The sequence below is a fragment of the Methylotenera sp. 1P/1 genome, from assembly GCF_000384355.1.
Classification (GTDB): Bacteria; Pseudomonadota; Gammaproteobacteria; order Burkholderiales; family Methylophilaceae; genus Methylophilus.
In genome coordinates this window covers 2320257-2339769 of the sequence record NZ_ARWC01000001.1, presented here as the reverse complement: position 1 = coordinate 2339769, position 19513 = coordinate 2320257, and the positions used below count along the sequence as shown (strand labels likewise).

Annotated in this window: 18 protein-coding genes; 12 read left to right on the top strand and 6 right to left on the bottom strand. The window is 46.8% G+C overall.

Annotated features, from left to right (window positions below):
* The first annotated feature begins 162 nt into the window (after nt 1–162).
* From purD to A3Q3_RS0111335, 5 genes are all read left to right on the top strand, one after another.
* Nucleotides 163–1431, top strand: a complete 1269-nt coding sequence (purD, locus tag A3Q3_RS0111355; protein WP_020183707.1) for a phosphoribosylamine--glycine ligase — start codon at nt 163–165, stop codon at nt 1429–1431.
* 15 nt (nt 1432–1446) lie between these two features.
* On the top strand, nt 1447–2379 hold the full coding sequence (hemF, locus tag A3Q3_RS0111350; RefSeq protein WP_020183706.1) for an oxygen-dependent coproporphyrinogen oxidase: 933 nt from the start codon (nt 1447–1449) through the stop codon (nt 2377–2379).
* Nucleotides 2376–3692, top strand: coding sequence for a M18 family aminopeptidase (locus A3Q3_RS0111345; protein ID WP_020183705.1), 1317 nt, complete (start codon nt 2376–2378; stop codon nt 3690–3692). Before hemF ends, A3Q3_RS0111345 begins: the two co-directional genes overlap by 4 nt.
* A gap of 63 nt (nt 3693–3755) precedes the next feature.
* On the top strand, nt 3756–5087 hold the full coding sequence (locus tag A3Q3_RS0111340; protein WP_020183704.1) for a sodium:alanine symporter family protein: 1332 nt from the start codon (nt 3756–3758) through the stop codon (nt 5085–5087).
* A gap of 13 nt (nt 5088–5100) precedes the next feature.
* Nucleotides 5101–6450, top strand: coding sequence for a sodium-dependent transporter (locus A3Q3_RS0111335; protein WP_020183703.1), 1350 nt, complete (start codon nt 5101–5103; stop codon nt 6448–6450).
* Nucleotides 6451–6508: 58 nt separating this feature from the next.
* Here A3Q3_RS0111335 and A3Q3_RS0111330 read toward each other — a convergent pair whose 3' ends face one another.
* The 3 genes from A3Q3_RS0111330 to ilvD all read right to left on the bottom strand — a co-directional run bounded on the left by A3Q3_RS0111330 (nt 6509) and on the right by ilvD (nt 9846).
* Nucleotides 6509–6832, bottom strand: coding sequence for a c-type cytochrome (locus tag A3Q3_RS0111330; RefSeq protein WP_020183702.1), 324 nt, complete (start codon nt 6830–6832; stop codon nt 6509–6511).
* Between the two features lie 217 nt (nt 6833–7049).
* The gene (locus A3Q3_RS0111325; RefSeq protein WP_020183701.1) at nt 7050–8018 is read right to left on the bottom strand and encodes a D-hexose-6-phosphate mutarotase; all 969 of its coding nucleotides are present in this window, start codon (nt 8016–8018) and stop codon (nt 7050–7052) included.
* Nucleotides 7993–9846 carry a dihydroxy-acid dehydratase gene (ilvD, locus tag A3Q3_RS0111320; RefSeq protein ID WP_020183700.1) on the bottom strand — a complete coding sequence of 618 codons (1854 nt, stop codon included), beginning with the start codon at nt 9844–9846 and terminating at the stop codon, nt 7993–7995. Before ilvD ends, A3Q3_RS0111325 begins: the two co-directional genes overlap by 26 nt.
* A 59-nt stretch (nt 9847–9905) precedes the next feature.
* On the opposite strand from ilvD, the gene lgt reads away from it, so the two are divergent.
* Nucleotides 9906–10694: a prolipoprotein diacylglyceryl transferase gene (gene lgt / locus A3Q3_RS0111315; RefSeq protein ID WP_020183699.1), complete on the top strand. Its 789-nt coding sequence runs from the start codon at nt 9906–9908 to the stop codon at nt 10692–10694.
* A gap of 202 nt (nt 10695–10896) precedes the next feature.
* A complete protein-coding gene (locus A3Q3_RS0111310; protein ID WP_020183698.1) occupies nt 10897–11079 on the top strand; it encodes a hypothetical protein in 183 nt (60 codons plus the stop codon).
* On the opposite strand, the gene A3Q3_RS0111305 is transcribed toward A3Q3_RS0111310, so the two are convergent.
* The 3 genes from A3Q3_RS0111305 to A3Q3_RS0111295 are packed head-to-tail and all read right to left on the bottom strand — an operon-like array spanning nt 11076 to nt 13573.
* Nucleotides 11076–11318 (bottom strand): TIGR03643 family protein, encoded by a 243-nt coding sequence (locus A3Q3_RS0111305; RefSeq protein ID WP_232418412.1) that lies wholly within the window; start codon nt 11316–11318, stop codon nt 11076–11078. The two genes, A3Q3_RS0111310 and A3Q3_RS0111305, sit on opposite strands and share 4 nt — an antisense overlap.
* Before the next feature lie 11 nt (nt 11319–11329).
* Nucleotides 11330–11509 (bottom strand): YbdD/YjiX family protein, encoded by a 180-nt coding sequence (locus tag A3Q3_RS0111300; RefSeq protein WP_020183696.1) that lies wholly within the window; start codon nt 11507–11509, stop codon nt 11330–11332.
* Nucleotides 11510–11521: 12 nt separating this feature from the next.
* The gene (locus A3Q3_RS0111295) at nt 11522–13573 is read right to left on the bottom strand and encodes a carbon starvation CstA family protein (protein ID WP_020183695.1); all 2052 of its coding nucleotides are present in this window, start codon (nt 13571–13573) and stop codon (nt 11522–11524) included.
* Nucleotides 13574–13901: 328 nt separating this feature from the next.
* Here A3Q3_RS0111295 and A3Q3_RS0111285 point away from each other — a divergent pair, with 328 nt between their 5' ends.
* The 5 genes from A3Q3_RS0111285 (at nt 13902) to A3Q3_RS0111265 (ending at nt 19392) form a co-directional block, all read left to right on the top strand.
* Entirely contained in the window at nt 13902–14480 is a 579-nt protein-coding gene (locus tag A3Q3_RS0111285; RefSeq protein ID WP_020183693.1) for an ANTAR domain-containing response regulator, read from the top strand.
* A gap of 199 nt (nt 14481–14679) precedes the next feature.
* Nucleotides 14680–15993 (top strand): CmpA/NrtA family ABC transporter substrate-binding protein, encoded by a 1314-nt coding sequence (locus A3Q3_RS0111280; protein ID WP_020183692.1) that lies wholly within the window; start codon nt 14680–14682, stop codon nt 15991–15993.
* A gap of 176 nt (nt 15994–16169) precedes the next feature.
* Complete coding sequence (gene ntrB, locus A3Q3_RS0111275; RefSeq protein WP_232418472.1) at nt 16170–16991, top strand: nitrate ABC transporter permease; 822 nt, start codon at nt 16170–16172, stop codon at nt 16989–16991.
* A gap of 24 nt (nt 16992–17015) precedes the next feature.
* Nucleotides 17016–17852 (top strand): ABC transporter ATP-binding protein, encoded by an 837-nt coding sequence (locus tag A3Q3_RS0111270; RefSeq protein ID WP_020183690.1) that lies wholly within the window; start codon nt 17016–17018, stop codon nt 17850–17852.
* A 94-nt stretch (nt 17853–17946) separates the two neighbouring features.
* Entirely contained in the window at nt 17947–19392 is a 1446-nt protein-coding gene (locus tag A3Q3_RS0111265) for an alginate export family protein (RefSeq protein ID WP_020183689.1), read from the top strand.
* Nucleotides 19393–19513 lie beyond the last annotated feature (121 nt).

Genomic DNA, 19513 nt, shown 5'->3' with positions numbered 1-19513 from the left:
ACGGTTTTGTATTAGTTGTTGTTACAATTGCTGAACCTTATAAATACATTTTATGGGATAAAGCACTAGGCGCCGCGGAGCGAACGACGCAGGCATATCGTGTTGGATAGACAAGGAGTGAGCGAGCACGCAACAACGTGCTTTGCCCATTAAAATAAATTTATGAAAGTATTAGTCATTGGTAGCGGTGGTCGTGAGCATGCATTGGCATGGAAAATCACGCAAAACAAAGAGGTCAGCCGCGTGTATGTGGCGCCTGGCAACGCGGGCACAGCCACTAATCCTGATATGGTGAATGTACCGATTACTGCGGTAGATGCCTTGGTAGATTTTGCTATTCAAGAACATATCGCCATTACAGTAGTGGGACCGGAAGCCCCGCTTTCACAAGGTGTGGTCGATGCGTTTCGCGCCAAAGGCCTGAAAATTTTTGGCCCAACCAAAGCTGCGGCACAGTTAGAATCCTCTAAAGATTACGCCAAAGCATTTATGATACGCCATCACATTCCTACTGCAGCCTATGGCACATTTACCGATGCTGAAGCTGCGCATACTTATGTGCGTGAACAAGGTGCGCCTATCGTCATTAAGGCCGATGGTTTAGCGGCTGGTAAAGGCGTAGTGGTCGCCATGCATGAAGATGAAGCACATGCTGCCATTGATATGATGCTGGGTGACAATAAGCTGGGCGCCGCTGGCGCGCGCGTGGTGATTGAAGAGTTTTTAACCGGCGAAGAAGCCAGCTTTATGGTGATGGTCGATGGCAAAAACATCTTACCGTTAGCCACCAGCCAAGACCACAAACGCTTGTTAGATGCTGACCTTGGCCCCAATACCGGAGGCATGGGTGCCTACTCACCCGCACCTGTCGTTACACCAGCCATTCATGCCAAAGTGATGCGTGAAATCATTAAACCCACCGTAGAAGGCATGACCAAAGATGGCATTCCTTACACTGGCTTTTTATATGCAGGGTTAATGATTAGCCCCAATGGCGAAGTGAAAACGCTTGAATTTAACTGCCGCATGGGCGATCCGGAAACTCAACCTATTTTAATGCGCTTAAAGTCTGATTTCTTAACGCTGGCTGAACATGCCGTTGCCGGTACGCTGGACCAAGCAGAAGCAGAGTGGGACAGACGCTTTGCATTAGGCGTTGTGATGGCTAGCGCCAACTACCCAGATACGCCAAAACTGGGCGATGAAATTACCGGCCTGCCCAAACAACTGGAAGATGCCTATGTATTTCACGCAGGCACCACCTTAAAAGATGGCGTAGCCGTGACCAGTGGCGGACGCGTATTGTGTGTCACAGCATTAGGTGAAACCGTTAAGTTTGCGCAGCAACGCGCTTATCAAATTACAGAAGGTATTCACTTTGAGGGCGCACAGTACCGTAAAGATATCGGCTATCGTGCCGTCAAAGGCTAGAAAAACACTCACGCTATGATTGATCCGCAAGCGGTTTTTGAATATCTGCAAAGCCTACAAAGCAAAATTGTAGAGGCCATTGAGCTAGTCGATGGTAAAAACTTCTTGCAAGATAGCTGGCAGCGCCCAGAAGGCGGTGGTGGTAACTCTTGTCTATTAGAAGAAGGCAATGTATTTGAGCGCGCCGGCGTAGGCTTATCTCACGTAATGGGCAACAAACTGCCGCCATCTGCCAGCTTGGCACATCCAGAAGCAGCGGGCAGAACATGGGAGGCCATGGGTGTTTCTTTGGTATTTCATCCGCGTAATCCATTCATTCCTACAGTGCATATGAATGTGCGGTTCTTTGTGGCAAAAGCTCCGAGTGAAAACAACGAAGCCGCCTCACAATCAACAGAAGATATCTGGTGGTTTGGCGGCGGCATGGACCTCACACCCTATTATGGCTTTGAAGAAGATTGCGTGCATTTCCATCGCACCTGTCGCGATGCACTTGCGCCTTTTGGCGAAGCACTCTACCCAAAATTTAAGCAGCATTGCGATGAGTACTTTCATTTGAAACATCGTAAAGAGCCGCGCGGCATTGGTGGTATTTTCTTTGACGACTTCAACGCATTGGGCTTTGAGCAAAGTTTTGCCATGCTGAAAGCGGTGGGCGATGCATTTTTAAACGCCTATCTACCGATTGCACAACGCAGAAAAGATACGCCATATGGTGAGCGTGAGCGCGACTTCCAAGCCTATCGCCGTGGGCGTTATGTCGAGTTTAATCTTGTATTCGACCGTGGCACCTTATTTGGTTTGCAGTCGAATGGACGCACAGAATCTATCCTGCTTTCTATGCCACCGATTGTGAAGTGGCGTTACGACTGGAAGCCAGAAGCTGGCACACCAGAAGCCAAACTTTATACAGATTTCCTCATCGACAAACAGTGGGTGCAGCCATGACGCTTCAACTTAACATCACACCCCAAGCCAAGGCCTCCGCGCAAGCGCTTCTCGATTACATCGACACCAGCCCAAGCCCATGGCATGTAGTGGCAACCACGGCAGCCATGCTTAAAGCCAACGGCTTTAAGTCCTTACGTGAAAACGAACCTTGGCAATTTAAAAAAAATGGACGCTATTTTGTAGTACGTGATGGCGCGTCTATCATTGCTTTTGTGCTCGGCAAACAACCTACCGCCGAGGCAGGCTTTCGCATGGTGGGCGCACATACCGATTCCCCGGGGTTGCGTATCAAACCAAAAGCAGCGCAAAGCAATGAGGGTATCGCGCAACTTGGGGTGGAAGTCTATGGCGGCCCGATTCTCGCTACATTTACCGACCGTGATTTAAGTTTGGCAGGCCGTGTGAATGTAAGAAATGGCAACGGCTTTGATACCCATCTGATTCAATTTGACCAATCTGTAGTGCGCTTACCCAACCTAGCCATTCATATGAATCGGGAAGTAAACGATAAAGGGTTAGTGCTCAATAAACAAACCGGCCTACCATTGATTTTTGGCTTATCGCCTAATCATGAAGAAGCCTATGCCTTATTTACCAATAAAATCGCGCAACAATTAAACATTGCAGCCAAGGATATTCTCACCTGGGATTTGAATGTCTACGACACCCAAAAAGGCAGTTTCTGGGGCGTGGATGAAGATTTTATTGCCAACAGCCAATTAGACAATCTGGCTTCTTGTCATGCCGCTTTATGTGCGTTGTTGGACACCCACGATCAAGAGGCCACCGCTATCTGCGCCTTATTTGACCATGAAGAAGTAGGCAGTGAGAGTGCAACCGGCGCTGGTGGTAGCTTCATGCAAGATATTATCCAGCGCATATGTAGCGCTACCGATACCAATGAAGAGGGTCGATTGCGCGCACTAGCCAATAGTTTCTTTATTAGTGCCGATATGGCACACGCTTTTCACCCGAATCACGCTGGCGTGTACGAACCATGCCACCATGTCAGAGTGAATCAAGGCCCTGTCATTAAAACCAACGTCAACCAACGCTATAGCACCAACGCAGATACCGCTGCACATTTTATCCAGCTATGTGAGCGCGCAGGCGTGCCGTACCAGCAATATGCACATCGCACTGACTTAGGTTGCGGTAGCACGATTGGCCCTATCATCGCCTCTCGCTTAGGTGTTGCCAGTGTGGATGTAGGCAATGCCATGTGGGCGATGCATAGCGTGCGTGAAAGTGCTGGCGTGGCCGATCACTTATCTATGACGACCGTACTGACACATCACTTTAAGAGCTAAACCAGCATTCACTATCAATCTGGCGCCATTTGTGACTATAATCCGTTAAAAAGGGAGCCATCCATGCAAGCTATTGAACAACTCGTCGCCACGTTATCTAGTATTGTATGGGGGCCTGTTATGCTGACCTTATTGGTCGGCACTGGCTTATATCTCACCATCCTGCTGAAAGGCATGCAATTTCGCGCACTGCCCCACGCCTTTCGCCTGATTTTCCAAAAAGATCATCACCATGAAGGTGATATTAGCCATTTTGCAGCGCTGATGACTGCACTGGCAGCGACTGTCGGTATTGGCAACATCGTTGGTGTAGCAACCGCCATTACCATGGGCGGCCCAGGCGCCGTATTTTGGATGTGGGTCACAGGTCTGGTTGGCATGGCCACTAAATACAGCGAAGCTGTGTTGGCAGTAAAATACCGCGAAAAAGGCCCGCATGGCATGCGTGGTGGCCCCATGTATTACCTTACACATGGAGCAGGCCTGCCTTGGCTAGGCACATTATTTGCGATATTCACAGCCTGTGCCGCATTTGGCATTGGTAACATGACGCAAGTGAATGCCACTGCCAAAATATTTGAGGCTACATTTCATATCCCCGTAGTCACTACCGGCATTGTGTTGACATTATTGACCGGACTAGTGATTTTAGGAGGCATCCGCAGCATCAGTAAATTTACGTCGTACTTAGTTCCGGTCATGATTGCAATTTATGTGGGATGCAGCTTGTTTGTGTTGGCACTCAATGCCAGTGAAATTCCACATGCATTTGGCTTAATCTTTTACCATGCATTCAATCCTGCTGCAGCCACTGGCGGATTTGTCGGTGCCACTATTGCCGCTGCCATGCGTTATGGTATTGCTCGTGGCGTTTTTTCCAATGAGTCCGGACTAGGCTCGGCTCCAATTGCAGCCGCAGCCGCGCGCACTAACGACCCAGTCAAGCAAGCTTTGGTGAGCATGACACAAACGTTTATTGATACCTTAGTGGTTTGTTCTATGACCGCTTTGGTCATCCTCACGGCCAATAGCTGGACACAAGGCGTTGGCCCAGCTGAGCTCACCAGCGCCAGCATGGCTGAAACCTTAGGCCCTGCCGGCAATGTGCTGGTTGCTATCTCTATTGCGTTATTTGCATACTCCACTGTTATCGGCTGGAATTATTATGGCGAAAAAGCGATTGAATTTTTGTTTGGGCCACGCGCGATTAAAATCTATCGCGTGGTATTTACGATTGCAGTCATGGTAGGTGCTGTCACCAGCTTGGAATTCGTGTGGAACTTCTCAGACCTGATGAACGGTATGATGGCGATTCCTAACCTCATCGGCTTATTGTTGCTATCAAAAATCATTAAACAAGAAACAGACCGCTACTTCTCAAGTAAGGAAAAGTAACAAGGAGTTTTTAATGCAGCATCGTGGTGCATGGAAAAACCGTTGGACCTTTATGCTCGCCACCGCTGGCTCTGCCATTGGGCTAGGCAACATATGGAAGCTGCCTTATATGATTGGTGTGAACGGTGGTAGCGCATTTGTGCTGGTGTTTATTGCTTGTATTTTCTTTGTGGGTATCCCACTGATGATGACCGAAATCATGCTCGGTCGCCGCGCACAAAAAAACCCGTTTAATGCCATGCAACAATTGGCCTTAGAGGCGAATGCTTCTACCTATTGGAAATACCTTGGTGCTGCCGGCATGCTAGCCGGAGTGCTGATATTAGGCTTTTACAGCGTAATTGGGGGCTGGGTGCTCAGCTATATCGCTGTTTCCACGCAAGGTACTTTTCACAATATTTCTGCCACACAATCCGCTCAGAATTTTGAAGTACTCCTTAACAGCCCAATCACGCTCATTTTCTGGCATAGCCTGTTTATGGTAATGACGATGAGCGTCGTTGCACGGGGAGTAAGCGCTGGTTTAGAAAAAGCCAATAATATTTTAATCCCTGCATTATTTGCGATTCTGCTCATATTGCTTGGGTACAGTATGTCAGTGGGTGATATGCATGCAGCTTATCAATTTATGTTTACCTTTGATTTCACAAAAATCACACCCGTGGCAGTGCTTTCTGCACTCGGACACGCATTCTTCTCATTAAGCTTAGGCATGGGTGCTGTGATGGTGTACGGTTCCTATCTGCAACGCAATGTTTCTATTGCCAAAACCACCATCTACATCGCGATTGCCGACACCATGCTAGGGTTATTGGTTGGTCTGGCGATCTATTCACTTGTATTCGCAAATCATCTTGCGCCTAATGCGGGGCCCGGACTGATATTCCAAACACTGCCTATCGCATTTGGTCATATGCCCGGTGGCAGTTTTATCGCGGTATTGTTTTTCACGCTGGTGGCCTTTGCAGCGTGGACATCCGCCATTTCTTTAGTAGAGCCAACGATTGCCTGGGTTGTGGAGAACACGCAAGTCAAACGCACACATGCTACATTGGTCTTGGGTATTGCCATCTGGCTATTAGGTATCGCGGTATCACTCTCTTTTAGCACGTGGAAAACAGTCACCATCATATTTGGCTTAGGTATTTTTGATACGTTAGATAAATTAACATCGACCATCATGCTGCCACTGGGTGGATTAATGATGGCCATTTTTGCTGGATATGTAATGAAGAAAAACCACTTACAAGATGAGCTAAACCTGAAGCGGAAGGCCTATCAAATCTGGACAGTCACCAATAACTATGTTGCTCCTATCGCCATTTTTGCCGTATTTATCTACCTACTCGGGCTGGTGAGTTAAGTGAATAGACAATAAAAAAGCCAGCTGAAAAGCTGGCTTTAAAATTCGTCGTGCTAAATTACAGTGATAATACCCATTGTACGATTGTTTTAATGTCGTCGTCTTTCACTTGTGGGCTATTGGCTGGCATAGGCATAGGACCCCAAACACCGCTACCACCTTTTTTCACTTTTTCTACTAATTTAGCTTCTGCAGTTTTGTCGCCTTTGTATTTGGCAGCAACATCTTTGTAAGATGGGCCTAATACTTTTTTATCGATACTATGGCAAGCTAAACAGCCACTTTTTTGTGCAAGTGCTTTAGCGGCTTCTGCATCTGCAGCATTGACCTGACCAGCTAATAACATGGTGGCCGCCGCGATTGTTGATAATAAAACTTTCATGCTATCTCCTTGAATTACCGTTAAATTTATATTACATCTGCAATATTTTTTGCATGCAGCATCATACCTATAATTTAAAAATCCACAATAGTCTATTGGAGTTTTTAAACGGCTGCATGCGCTAAACACTTGGGTTGCAAACCTTTAACGTGATACCAAGGGACTAGGTTGACCCAACATTAAAATATTGGACAACGCTAGCCATCGATATCAAGATCTAGAGAGACTCGACACTGTATTCCACAGAGAAATTATGTGTTCTACCAGGGTTAATCACAATCGAGTTTTCCATGGCATTGGCGGACTCTACACAAATCATTTTACGCCATTCATCGTCATTACCCATATCGCCAAGTGCATGCGCTTTTTCTTCCCAAGGCGTCCATACCACCGTGGTATTACTGCCGGATTTGGACACACGTACCAATCGGTTATAGTCAGAGTCGTGCACAATGCAGTCAGCACTGTGGTTAAGGTAAACACGGTCAAACTCACCATTAAATTTCAGCAGGCTATGTTCTACATGGCGCTCATACTGCCTTACTTTGTCGGCATACAAACACTCTTGCAAGCCTGTGATTCTAATCTTCTCAATATCGCTGACATTAAGGTAAGTGTGAAATGCTTCGCCAATCATGAACGGGTGTGCCGCTTTGTTGGTAGTCGCCAAATCGATTTTAAGGCGACGGCCAATCGTCAACATCAAGGTCAGCACATAAGGGTAAGACAATTGACGTTGTGCCTCTGGCGTGTGTTGCATCTGTAATGCAATACGCGTTGCACCGGAATAAGTAGTATCTGCATCAATGAATTGCCAAGGGATCACGCGCGCAAATCCATGTGGACATAAAGTGCTATCGGTAGGGTGTGCACCAAACCACGGCCAACAGATAGGTACGCCACCACGGATGGAACGGCCTTTTACATATCTTGCATGATCGGATAGCCATAATACAGGATGCTTTTCTGATTTTGGCTGCCATTGAATGACCTGGCCACCCTGTAATGCAATTTTAGCCTTTGCATATTGATTATCTACCTCAATATACTGCAAACCATTTTCATCTTCTGTAAATGTAAGATGCGGATGTGATACCGTACCCTCTAGGTTAGCTTGTGTGGCTAGCAAAATATTTTCCATACTGTTTTTGGCCATAGTATTAGTTTCTTTCAATTTGTGCGACATCACGCACCGCACCTTTGGCGGCAGAGGTACTCATGGCGGCATAAGCACGTAATGCTGGTGAGACATAACGCTCGCGATTTTGCGGCTTCCAGGCATCCTTGCCTTTGGCTTCCATGTGCGCACGGCGGTCCGACATTTCTGCATCACTGATATTCAAGTGGATGGTGCGGTTAGGGATATCAATCTCTATCGTATCACCCTCTTCTACCAAGCCAATGGCCCCACCTTCTGCAGCCTCTGGTGAGGCATGACCGATACTCAACCCTGATGTACCACCTGAGAACCTACCATCTGTAAGCAAAGCACATTCCTTGCCAAGTCCTTTAGATTTCAGGTAAGAGGTTGGGTACAACATTTCTTGCATGCCAGGGCCACCGCGTGGACCTTCATAACGAATCACCACTACATCACCCGCAACAACGCTATCCGCAAGAATCGCTTCTACTGCGGCATCTTGGCTTTCAAAAATACGGGCACGTCCTGTAAATTTAAGAATACTGTCATCCACCCCGGCCGTTTTCACAATACAGCCATCCAGTGCAATATTGCCGTAAAGTACAGCCAAGCCGCCATCTTGCGAGTAAGCGTGCGCTTTATCGCGAATACAGCCTTCGGCGCGGTCTATATCCAATTCAGGCCATAACATACTTTGTGAAAATGCAATGGTGGTAGAAATGCCACCCGGTGCGGCACGGAAGAATTTCTTCACCTCTTCGTCTTGTGTGGTCGTAATGTCCCACTTTTCGAGTGCGGCGGCTAATGTTGGGCTGTGTACTGTAGGCGTATCACCATGAATCACGCCCGCACGATTCAACTCGCTTAATATCCCCATCACACCACCCGCGCGGTGCACATCTTCCATATGATATTTCGCTGTCGCAGGCGCTACTTTACATACGCACGGCACATGGCGAGAAATACGGTCAATGTCTTTCATCGTAAAATCCACGCCGGCTTCATGCGCAGCTGCCAACAAATGCAACACTGTATTCGTTGAGCCGCCCATGGCCACATCTAGACTCATGGCATTTTCAAACGCTTTAAAATTTGCAATTGAACGTGGTAACACCGTGTAATCATCTTGCTCGTAATGGCGTTTAGCCAAATCCACAATCAAGCGACCCGCCTGTAAAAACAATTGCTTACGCGCACCATGGGTAGCCAAAGTGGAGCCATTACCAGGCAAGCTCAAGCCCAAAGCCTCGGTTAAACAGTTCATCGAGTTGGCAGTGAACATACCCGAACATGAACCACACGTTGGGCAAGCAGAACGCTCAATAGCGTCGGATTCGGCATCAGACACTTTACTGTCAGCCGCGGCTACCATGGCATCGACTAAATCCAGCTTATGTGTCGTCCCTTGCCAATTGACTTTACCGGCTTCCATTGGGCCACCGGACACGAACACTACCGGAATATTCAAACGCAAAGCGGCCATCAACATGCCCGGGGTGATCTTGTCACAGTTGGAAATACACACCAACGCATCGGCACAGTGTGCATTGACCATGTATTCCACGCTATCAGCAATCAAGTCGCGGCTAGGCAAGCTGTACAACATGCCGCCATGCCCCATGGCAATACCATCATCGACCGCAATAGTATTAAATTCTTTGGCGACGCCGCCTGCACGCTCGATCTCGCGCGCGACCAATTGGCCCAAGTCTTTTAAGTGCACATGGCCAGGTACAAACTGTGTAAATGAGTTGGAAATTGCGATGATAGGCTTGCTAAAGTCCTCATCTTTCATGCCCGTAGCGCGCCATAGCGCACGTGCACCCGCCATATTGCGGCCTTGTGTTGTAGTATGAGAACGATAAACTGGCATGTATAACCTCAAAGCAATTAAAACGTATAATATTATTTTACCGCATTCTAAGGCGTTTCATGTTAACCCACCCACAATTTAACCCCGTAGCCATACAAATCACCGATAGCTTTGGCATTCATTGGTATGGCTTAATGTATTTGATTGGTTTTGTTGCGTTTTTGTTGCTAGGAAAATATCAAATTAAGCACAAACCGTGGTTTGGCTGGAACACACAAATGCTGGATGACGCGCTATTTTATGGCGCATTGGGCGTGATACTGGGTGGCCGCATTGGCTATATGCTGTTTTATCAGTTCCCTGATCTCATTGCGCACCCACTTAATTTATTGAAAATTTGGCAAGGCGGCATGAGTTTCCATGGCGGATTCTTAGGGGTGCTAGTCGCCATGTTTTGCTTCACCAAAAAACACCCGCAGCCATGGCTCAAAATCATGGATTTTGTAGCGCCTTTGGTACCGCTGGGCTTGGGCGCTGGGCGCATGGGCAATTTTATCAATGGTGAGTTGTGGGGGCGACCGACCGGCAGTGATTACGGCATGATTTTTCCACAAGTAGATGCGATTGCCCGCCACCCATCGCAACTCTATGAATTCATGTTGGAAGGCATCGTCATGTTTGCGGTACTATGGTGGTTCTCACGCAAACAAAGGCCTGTCGGCCAAATCTCAGCACTATTCCTAATCATGTACGGCAGCTTCCGCTTTTTAGTGGAATTTACACGTGAGCCAGATGCGCATTTAGGGCTGTTAGGGCTAGGCTTGAGCATGGGGCAATGGTTAAGCTTACCCATGGTGTTGATTGGCATTGCACTCTTTTTGGCAACAAAACGGCCAAGCGTCAAATAAATCACTGTCCATTGTTGAAAAGCTGACGAGATGCTCTAATTCCCAACGCCAGTTTTTCTTCAAACAAAAACAAAGCTACAAAAAATCCATAAAAATCAACAAGCTATAAAGTAAAATTTTGTTGCGCTGATTGGCACACAAGTTGCACATCTCAAATCATCTACAACCTAGTGATGTGTGACGCAAAATGATTAACTGGCTTATGAATACGTTTCAAAAATTAACCGATCACGACGATCAAGTTAACTATATTATTGCGGAATACCATGCAACCACCAAAAAGAGACGCTCAGTGAAAGACGATCCGATTGAGAACGACTTTGAGACTGACAAAAACGCCACTGGTGAATATATGCAAATTGACCGTTTGCACCAAAACAACTAATTAGCTAATCGGTTTGCTTTATTGTGCTCTTTTGATTGATGCCTAACGACCATTGATGACCGCAGCTGACCATGCTTTGTTTTCTGGCCATGTGTGCGTTTGCGCCAAAGTTTAAACGAACTAAGTTTTAACCGATCACGCATGAGCCTGATCACACCATCCTGACTCAAACCAAACTGATATTGAATTGCTTCAAATGGCGTGCGATCTTCCCAAGCCATTTCAATCACACGTGCCACGTCCGCTTCTGTTAGCAACAACGCTTAACACCTTTCCACTTACCATCTTGCCATTGTTTGAAGAATGCTTCTCGACTGAGTGGTGGCGTTTCTACATGATGCTCGGCATGATGCTGCAAATAACGCTCATAGGCGTCATCACCAGAAAGCTGGCGAATAGCAGACCAAAATTGCGTTAGTTTTTTAAACATATCCGTTTGACGTTAAGTGAGTAAATTAGTTTTCACGTAAGCCGTTTCGCTGACAGGCAAGGTAGGTTTACCCTGTATATACCGCTTAGTGACTCTCAGCATATCAATCACCACCACCCACAACACCACCACAAAAAACAAGGTGAGATACGCATCTAAATGCTGATTAAAAATGAGTTGCGGCGCTACTGCGGCTTTATCGGCAGGCAGGATACCGCTCGCCAATTTAGTGCTTAAATCGTTGGCGGCGGCAAAGAACCCTACCCGCACATCCTCAGAAAACACCTTCTGGTATGACGCCGCCGTGGTGATCGCCACCAGCCATGTCAGCGGCAATGCAGTAATCCATGCGTATTTTAATTTACCGGATTTCACCAAAATGCCAGTCGCCACACTCAATGCAATGGCTGCCAACATTTGATTGGCAATGCCAAACAGTGGCCACAGAATATTCACGCCGCCGTTGGGATCAATCACGCCTATATATAAAAAGTAACCCCAGCCTGCCACCACAATACTGCTGGTGAGAATCACTGAAGGGGTGTAAGACGTCTCACCTAACTTCTTATTAAAGTTGCCCAGCATATCTTGTAGCATAAAGCGCCCCACGCGCGTTCCGGCATCCAGTGTGGTCAAAATAAATATTGCTTCAAACATAATGGCAAAGTGGTACCACAGTGCAAGTAAATGCTTACCGAATGCACTCCCAAAAATACTGGCCATGCCCACTGCCAAGCTTGGCGCACCACCGGTACGAGCAAACAAGGTGCTTTCTCCCATGTCTTTCGCCAGCTGTTCCATTTGCTCTACCGTCACGGCAAATCCCCAGCTGTTGATTTTGGCCACAGCATCAATGGCTTCTTTGCCCACCACACCAGCCGGACTGTTGATGGCAAAAAATACACCGGGCTCTAATACCGTGGCGGCAATCATCGCCATAATCGCCACAAAACTTTCTAGCAACATACCGCCATAGCCAATCATGCGAATATCACGCTCATTGCTTAGCAGTTTGGGTGTGGTACCGGAGGCAATCAACGCATGAAAGCCTGAAATGGCACCGCAGGCAATGGTAATAAATACAAATGGGAATAACTTACCGCCAAAAATCGGCCCAGTGCCATCGGTAAACTGGGTGATGGCAGGCATATGAATGTCGGGCCTCAAAATCACAATGGCCACCGCCAACAGTAGCACCGTACCCAACTTCATAAAGGTAGAGAGATAATCACGCGGGGCTAACAACAACCACACCGGCAATACCGCGGCAGCAAAGCCGTACACAATAATGGCGTAGGCCAATGGCAAGCCATCATGATCAAACCACACCCGCAACGTCTCATGATGATCGACCCAGCCACCTGCGAGTACAGAAAACAACAGCAGCGCGACACCAATAGCGGATGCCTCAAGCACGCGTCCCGGACGGATATGACGCATATACACACCCACCAGCATGGCAATGGGGATAGTTGCCGCCACGGTAGACGTTGCCCACGGGCTATGTTTCATGGCATTGACCACCACCAAGCCCAACACGGCAATCAAAATGATCATGATCATCAATGTGCCTACCAGCGCGGCAGAGCCTCCTACTACGCCAATCTCATCACGTGCCATTTGGCCTAAGCTACGACCATTGCGACGCATGGAGAGAAACAAGGTCACCATATCCTGCACTGCACCACCCAATACCGCACCCACCAAAATCCACAACGTGCCGGGTAAATAACCAAACTGTGCTGCCAGGGTTGGGCCGACCAGCGGGCCAGGACCAGCAATGGCGGCGAAGTGATGACCGAACACAATCCACTTATTCGTAGGAATAAAGTCACGCCCATTATCTAAACGTTCTGCAGGTGTAGCGCGCGTTTCATCAATCACCAATACTTTGGCGGCAATCCATGCGGCATAAAAACGATAAGCAATGGCATAGATACACAAAGCAGCGGTTATCAACCACAACGCATTAATGGTTTCACCACGATATGTAGCAATGGTACTCATGGCATAAGCACCCAACACTGCCACCAACCCCCACATGATTTTTTTATTGATCGACATGATGCACTTTTAATGATGTATGAATAAGCATCACAGTATAAATCACGACATACCAAAGATGAACACTGCTGATATAACGCAAACATCACATGCTGTGTTTCGCTGGCTGACAACTATACCTTTGCTTGCGTTAAGTGACTGCTTGAACATTCAAACTCAGGAAATTGCAGGTTTGCATATGATAGATTTGGTGCACACGCACCGCGATTGTGCAGGAATGAATTTCATAAAACTGAATAACGCCCCTTAACATTATTAAACAAGTCATTTAAAATCAAACAGTTAAAAATACTTAATTTATTGGCACAACCTTTGCTAAAGCTCAACCATGTTAAAGGTATTGATTGTGGACAATGATTTATCGCGTAGCAAACCATTGAAGCAATCATTGATAGAAAATGGGTTTGATGTGATTGCACATGTGGAGGATGGAGTAAACCTACATGATGTGTGTTGTGAAATGTCACCCGATATTGTCATTATCGATACCGAGTCGCCCAACCGAGATACACTAGAAAACATCTGTGTGTTGTCGCAACATAACCCCAGACCGGTGGTCATGTTTACGCATGATGGTGACAAACAAAAGATTAAAGCCGCAACGCAAGCAGGTGTATGTGCTTACGTAGTAGGAACGATTCCGAGTGAAAGGTTAACGCCAGTGATTGATGCAGCAGTTGCCAGGTTTGAAGAAACAAAGCAGCTTAAAGAAGAGTTGAGTGTCGCCAATTTGAAGCTTGAAGAGCGCAAATTGGTAGAGCGGGCAAAAGGCATTTTGATGCGTCAACGTAATTTGGATGAAGAAGATGCTTACGCGATGTTGCGTGAGATGGCGATGAAACGAAATATGAAGCTGGCGGATTTATCTAACCAGTTGATTGAAGCAGCAAAAATGTTGATTGTGTAGTCAGTACACACTAACAGTTAGTATTAGAGACAACCCATAGCAGCCTCCAACGGCGGAACGTTGCTAGTTAAAACAGAGTACCAAAGTCGGTAGTTCTGTTGCAGTAAATTAAAGACAAAGGCGTCTTACCAGCAAGATTTATCTTGCCCGGTAGACGCCTTTTTTATTGTTTATTTTTTATGTGAATGAAGGAGTTTTAATGCGTAATTCAGAGTTGGATAACACACCGTTGAGTGACCCCTTGCCAACCAATACGGCTGAATCCGGCATCAATGCTAGCCGCCGTAACTTTTTTAAACATGCTGTAGCAGGGACACTAGGAGCGGCCGCGATGATGAATATTGTTCCACCTTCAGTCAGCACCAATGCATGGGCAGCAGGTAGCGATGAGCCAGAATTAAAAGAAGTCAAAATCGGTTTTATTCCACTGACAGATTGCGCACCGATTGTGGTTGCTGCTGAAATGGGCTTTGATAAAAAATACGGCATCAAAATTCTGCCTTCCAAAGAAGCGTCATGGGCAGGTATTCGCGACAAAGTAGTCAACGGCGAATTACATGCAGCACACGTACTGTACGGTTTGATGTACGGCGTACAAATGGGCATTGGCGGCAAGCAAAAAGACGTGAATGTGCTGATGACATTGAACAATAACGGTCAAGGCATCACCTTGGCCAGCCAACTAAAAGACAAAGGCGTGACCAGTGGTGCAACACTGAAACGTTTGATCGACAACGAAAACCGTGACTTTACCTTTGCGCAAACTTTCCCTACCGGCACCCATGCCATGTGGTTGTACTACTGGTTAGCCTCGTACGGCATTAACCCAATGAAAGATGTGAAAACCATTGTCGTGCCTCCACCGCAAATGGTGGCCAACATGCGTATCGGCAATATGGATGGCTACTGTGTGGGCGAGCCTTGGAACGCACGTGCAATTTACGACAAAGTCGGCTTTACCGTTGCTACCACACAAGATATCTGGGTGGACCATCCTGAGAAAGTATTAGGCTGTACTGCTGAGTTTGTTGAGCAAAACCCAAAAACTGCGTTGGCCATGACCAAAGCGATTTTGGAAGCTTGCCGCTACATTGATGCCACCGCTAACCGTGCTGCAGTCGCCAAACTCATTTCCGGCAAAGCCTATGTGAACGCACCGGAAGAAGTGATTGCCGGCCGCTTTGTTGGCCACTACGACAACGGCATTGGCAAAAAATGGGAAGACCCGAATTACATGAAGTTCTTTAACGACGGCAAAGTGACGTTCCCGTACTTATCAGACGGTATGTGGTTCCTCACCCAACATAAACGTTGGGGTTTGCTCAAGTCAGATCCAGATTATTTAGCCGTGGCCAAAAAAGTGAACCGCATTGATATCTACACCGAAGCTGCAAAATCACTTGGTGTAAGCGTACCAAGCAGCCCAATGCGTGCTAGCAAATTAATGGACGGCGTAGTGTGGGACGGCACCAATCCTGCTGCCTACGCTAACGGATTCAAAGTCAAAGTGTAATCAACCCTACTGGAGACATTCCTATGAGCACATTGACTATCAAGAATATCGCCCCCCTTAAAGGAGGTGCGCATACCTCCGGCGATACCCCTATACCCTTAGCAGAAAGCAAGGATAACACCATGGATGTACAAGCTTCCGACAAGGTGGCCATGCCAGCCGCAAATGCTGACAACATGCTGCAAACACCCGCGGTAGTTGCACCCCGCAGTGACAGCAAGTTGGTTAAATTAGCGCGCCAGTTTTTTGCCTGGGCCATTCCACCCATGATTGGCTTATCACTGATGATTGTCGTATGGACACTTATCTCCCACCAATCGCAAGGCGTACCTGGTCCTATTTCTACCTTTAAAGCGGCGACCATCTTGTTCAGCGATCCGTTCTACATCAACAACCCGAATGACGTGGGCATTGGTTGGAACATCCTGAATTCACTGCAGCGTGTAGCGACCGGCTTTGGATTGGCTGCGTTAGTGGGCATTCCGATGGGCTTTATTATTGGCCGTTATGAGTTTATGTCACGCATGACTGCGCCAATTATCAGTCTACTTAAACCGGTGTCACCTTTAGCCTGGCTGCCGATTGGTTTGCTGGTATTCAAAGCCGCCAACCCAGCAGCGATTTGGGTGATTTTCATCTCCGCTATTTGGCCGATGATTATCAACACCGCTGTGGGCGTGAGCAAAGTGCCGCAAGATTATATGAATGTGGCCAAAGTGCTGAATTTATCTGAGTGGAAAGTCGTGACCAAAATCTTGTTCCCGTACGTACTGCCTTACATGATGACTGGTGTGCGCTTATCTATCGGCGTGGCATGGCTGGTGATTGTGGCAGCAGAAATGCTGACCGGTGGCGTGGGCATTGGCTTCTGGGTGTGGGATGAATGGAACAACCTGAATGTGGAACACATCATCATCGCTATTGTGATTGTCGGCGTGGTGGGCTTATTGCTCGAGCAAGGCCTGACATTGCTAGCTAAACGTTTTAGTTACGAATAACGCACGGACTTTAGGGAGAACAATATGGAAACACTATTACAAGAGAGACCGGTGCAAGAAAGACCATTGCAAGAGCGTTATGTGCAACTAGAGAATATAGACATGACCTTTGTCACCAAAAAAGGCACGTTTGATGCACTCAAAGGCATTAACCTCAATATCAAAGAAGGCGAATTTGTCTCGATTATCGGCCACTCCGGCTGTGGTAAATCCACGGTATTGAATTTGATCGCCGGCTTGCTTACCCCAACGGCTGGGCATTTATTTTGTGCCGGGCGAGAAATTGCCAAACCGGGGCCTGAGCGTGCTGTGGTATTTCAAAATCACTCGTTACTGCCTTGGCTGACTTGCTTTGAGAATGTCTATTTAGCGGTGGACCGCGTATTTGGGAATACTGAAAGCAAAGCACAATTGCAAGCACGCACCAAAGCTGCATTGGAGCTGGTAGGCCTCACCCATGCAACGGAAAAACGTCCTAACGAAATTTCCGGCGGCATGAAACAACGCGTAGGCATTGCCAGAGCATTGGCGATGGAACCCAAAGTGTTATTACTTGATGAGCCGTTTGGTGCATTAGATGCGTTGACACGTGCTGGCTTGCAGGACGAGCTGATGAAAATCATGGCGAAATCCGGCTGTACCGCAGTCATGGTCACACACGATGTGGATGAAGCTGTGTTGCTCTCCGACAAAATCGTCATGATGACGAATGGCCCGGCTGCGACGATAGGTGAAATATTAACGGTAGATTTAGAACGCCCAAGAAAGCGTTTGGATTTAGCTGAAGATCCGCACTACAACCATTTACGCAGCGAAGTCCTGAAGTTTTTATACGAGCGCCACGCGAAAAAAGCAGCATAAACATAAAAAAAGGATCTGCGGCTAAATGGGAGTTTAGCCACAGACCCACGTACCTAAGTACGTATCACCCCATCTTGTGAAAAGGAGTAACAGAATGAAAAGTAATACCAAGTCTAAGCTGAGTCAAGTTTCATTTGCAGTGTTGTTGTGTTTTTCTGCAGTATCAGGCTACGCAATCGCAGAGGAAGAGCCCTTGCCAGAATATACCTTCATGGATGCGATTAAAACCGGTAAAAATATGACTAGTTTTAGACTACGCTATGAACACGTAGAGCAAGATGGTTTGCAACCTGCTAACTATAGCAACGCGGCTAACACACTCAATCCAACCAGAAACAACGATTTGAAAGATGCTGATGGTATTACATTACGTAGCTTGGTAGGTTGGCAAACGGCTCCATACAAGAACTTTAGTTTTGCAGTGCAGTTTATTAACGTTTCCAAATTAGATGATAGCTTTAATGATGGCACGAACGGTTTCCGTATCAATGGTGCCTCTAATCAAAACAGTAAAATCCAATACGCCAAAATCGTAGACCCTGATTTTACGGACATCAACCAAGCCTACATCGACTGGACTGGCGTGAAGAACACGCGCGTCCGTTTAGGCCGCCAAGCCGTCAATTTAGATAACGTACGGTTTATTGGCGATATTGCTTTCCGCCAAGTGATGCAAGTATTTGATGGTGTATCCGTGTTGAACAAGAGCCTTCCAGAAACTGAGATTTTTGCAGCTCATTTCGAGGAAGTCACTCAAATTACTAGCGTGCAACGTGGCGGTGATTTAGATATTTTAAATATACGCTACCGTATATCCCCTACTGAGTTCTTAGTCGGTTACGGCTATTTATCAAATGTGAACGATTTAGGGTTTGGCAATGCATGGTTTGGTGCAGGTACTTTGAATAATAGCGGCCGTCCTAATTTAACTGCTGATCAATCCAATAAAACCTTTGGGTTACGTTTAGACGGTACACACCCATTCAACCCTAATTTCAGAGCGCACTACACGGCCGAATATGCCAAACAAAGTGACTATGCGGATGGCGACAGTCGTATTGATGCACACTACTACAAACTGGGTGGCGGCTTGGGTTGGGATAACTTCAATATGCGTATCGACCAAGAGTTGTTATCTAGTAACGATAACAAATATGCTTTCCAAACACCTTATGGTACCAACCACTTATTCCAAGGTTGGGTAGATAAGTTTTTAGTGACGCCAAGATCAGGCATCAAAGATACTTTTGTGACTGCCACTTATCGTTATGACGATTTCTTATTTTTTGCCGACTATCATTTAATCGACTCGGATGAAGATTTCAATACCGTAGGTAACGGCGCAAGCACTAACGGTAACCGCTATGGTAAAGAATGGAACGCTGCCGTAACTTATAACGTTAATAAAAATATCATGACTAAACTGGAGTACGGCAAATTCACGGAAAGTGATCATTATCAACCGACAGCCACTACCTCTCAAGCGAATCGTTTTAGAGATACAGAAAAACTATGGCTCACTGCCATGTACACATTTTAACTAACATCACTACCCACAAAAAGTGGGTAGCGAGATAGGTTTTTGCGCATGCACCAAGATAAATCACATCTTGGTGCATATGCACTATTAATGGTCATCACTACGTTAAATGACGTATAGA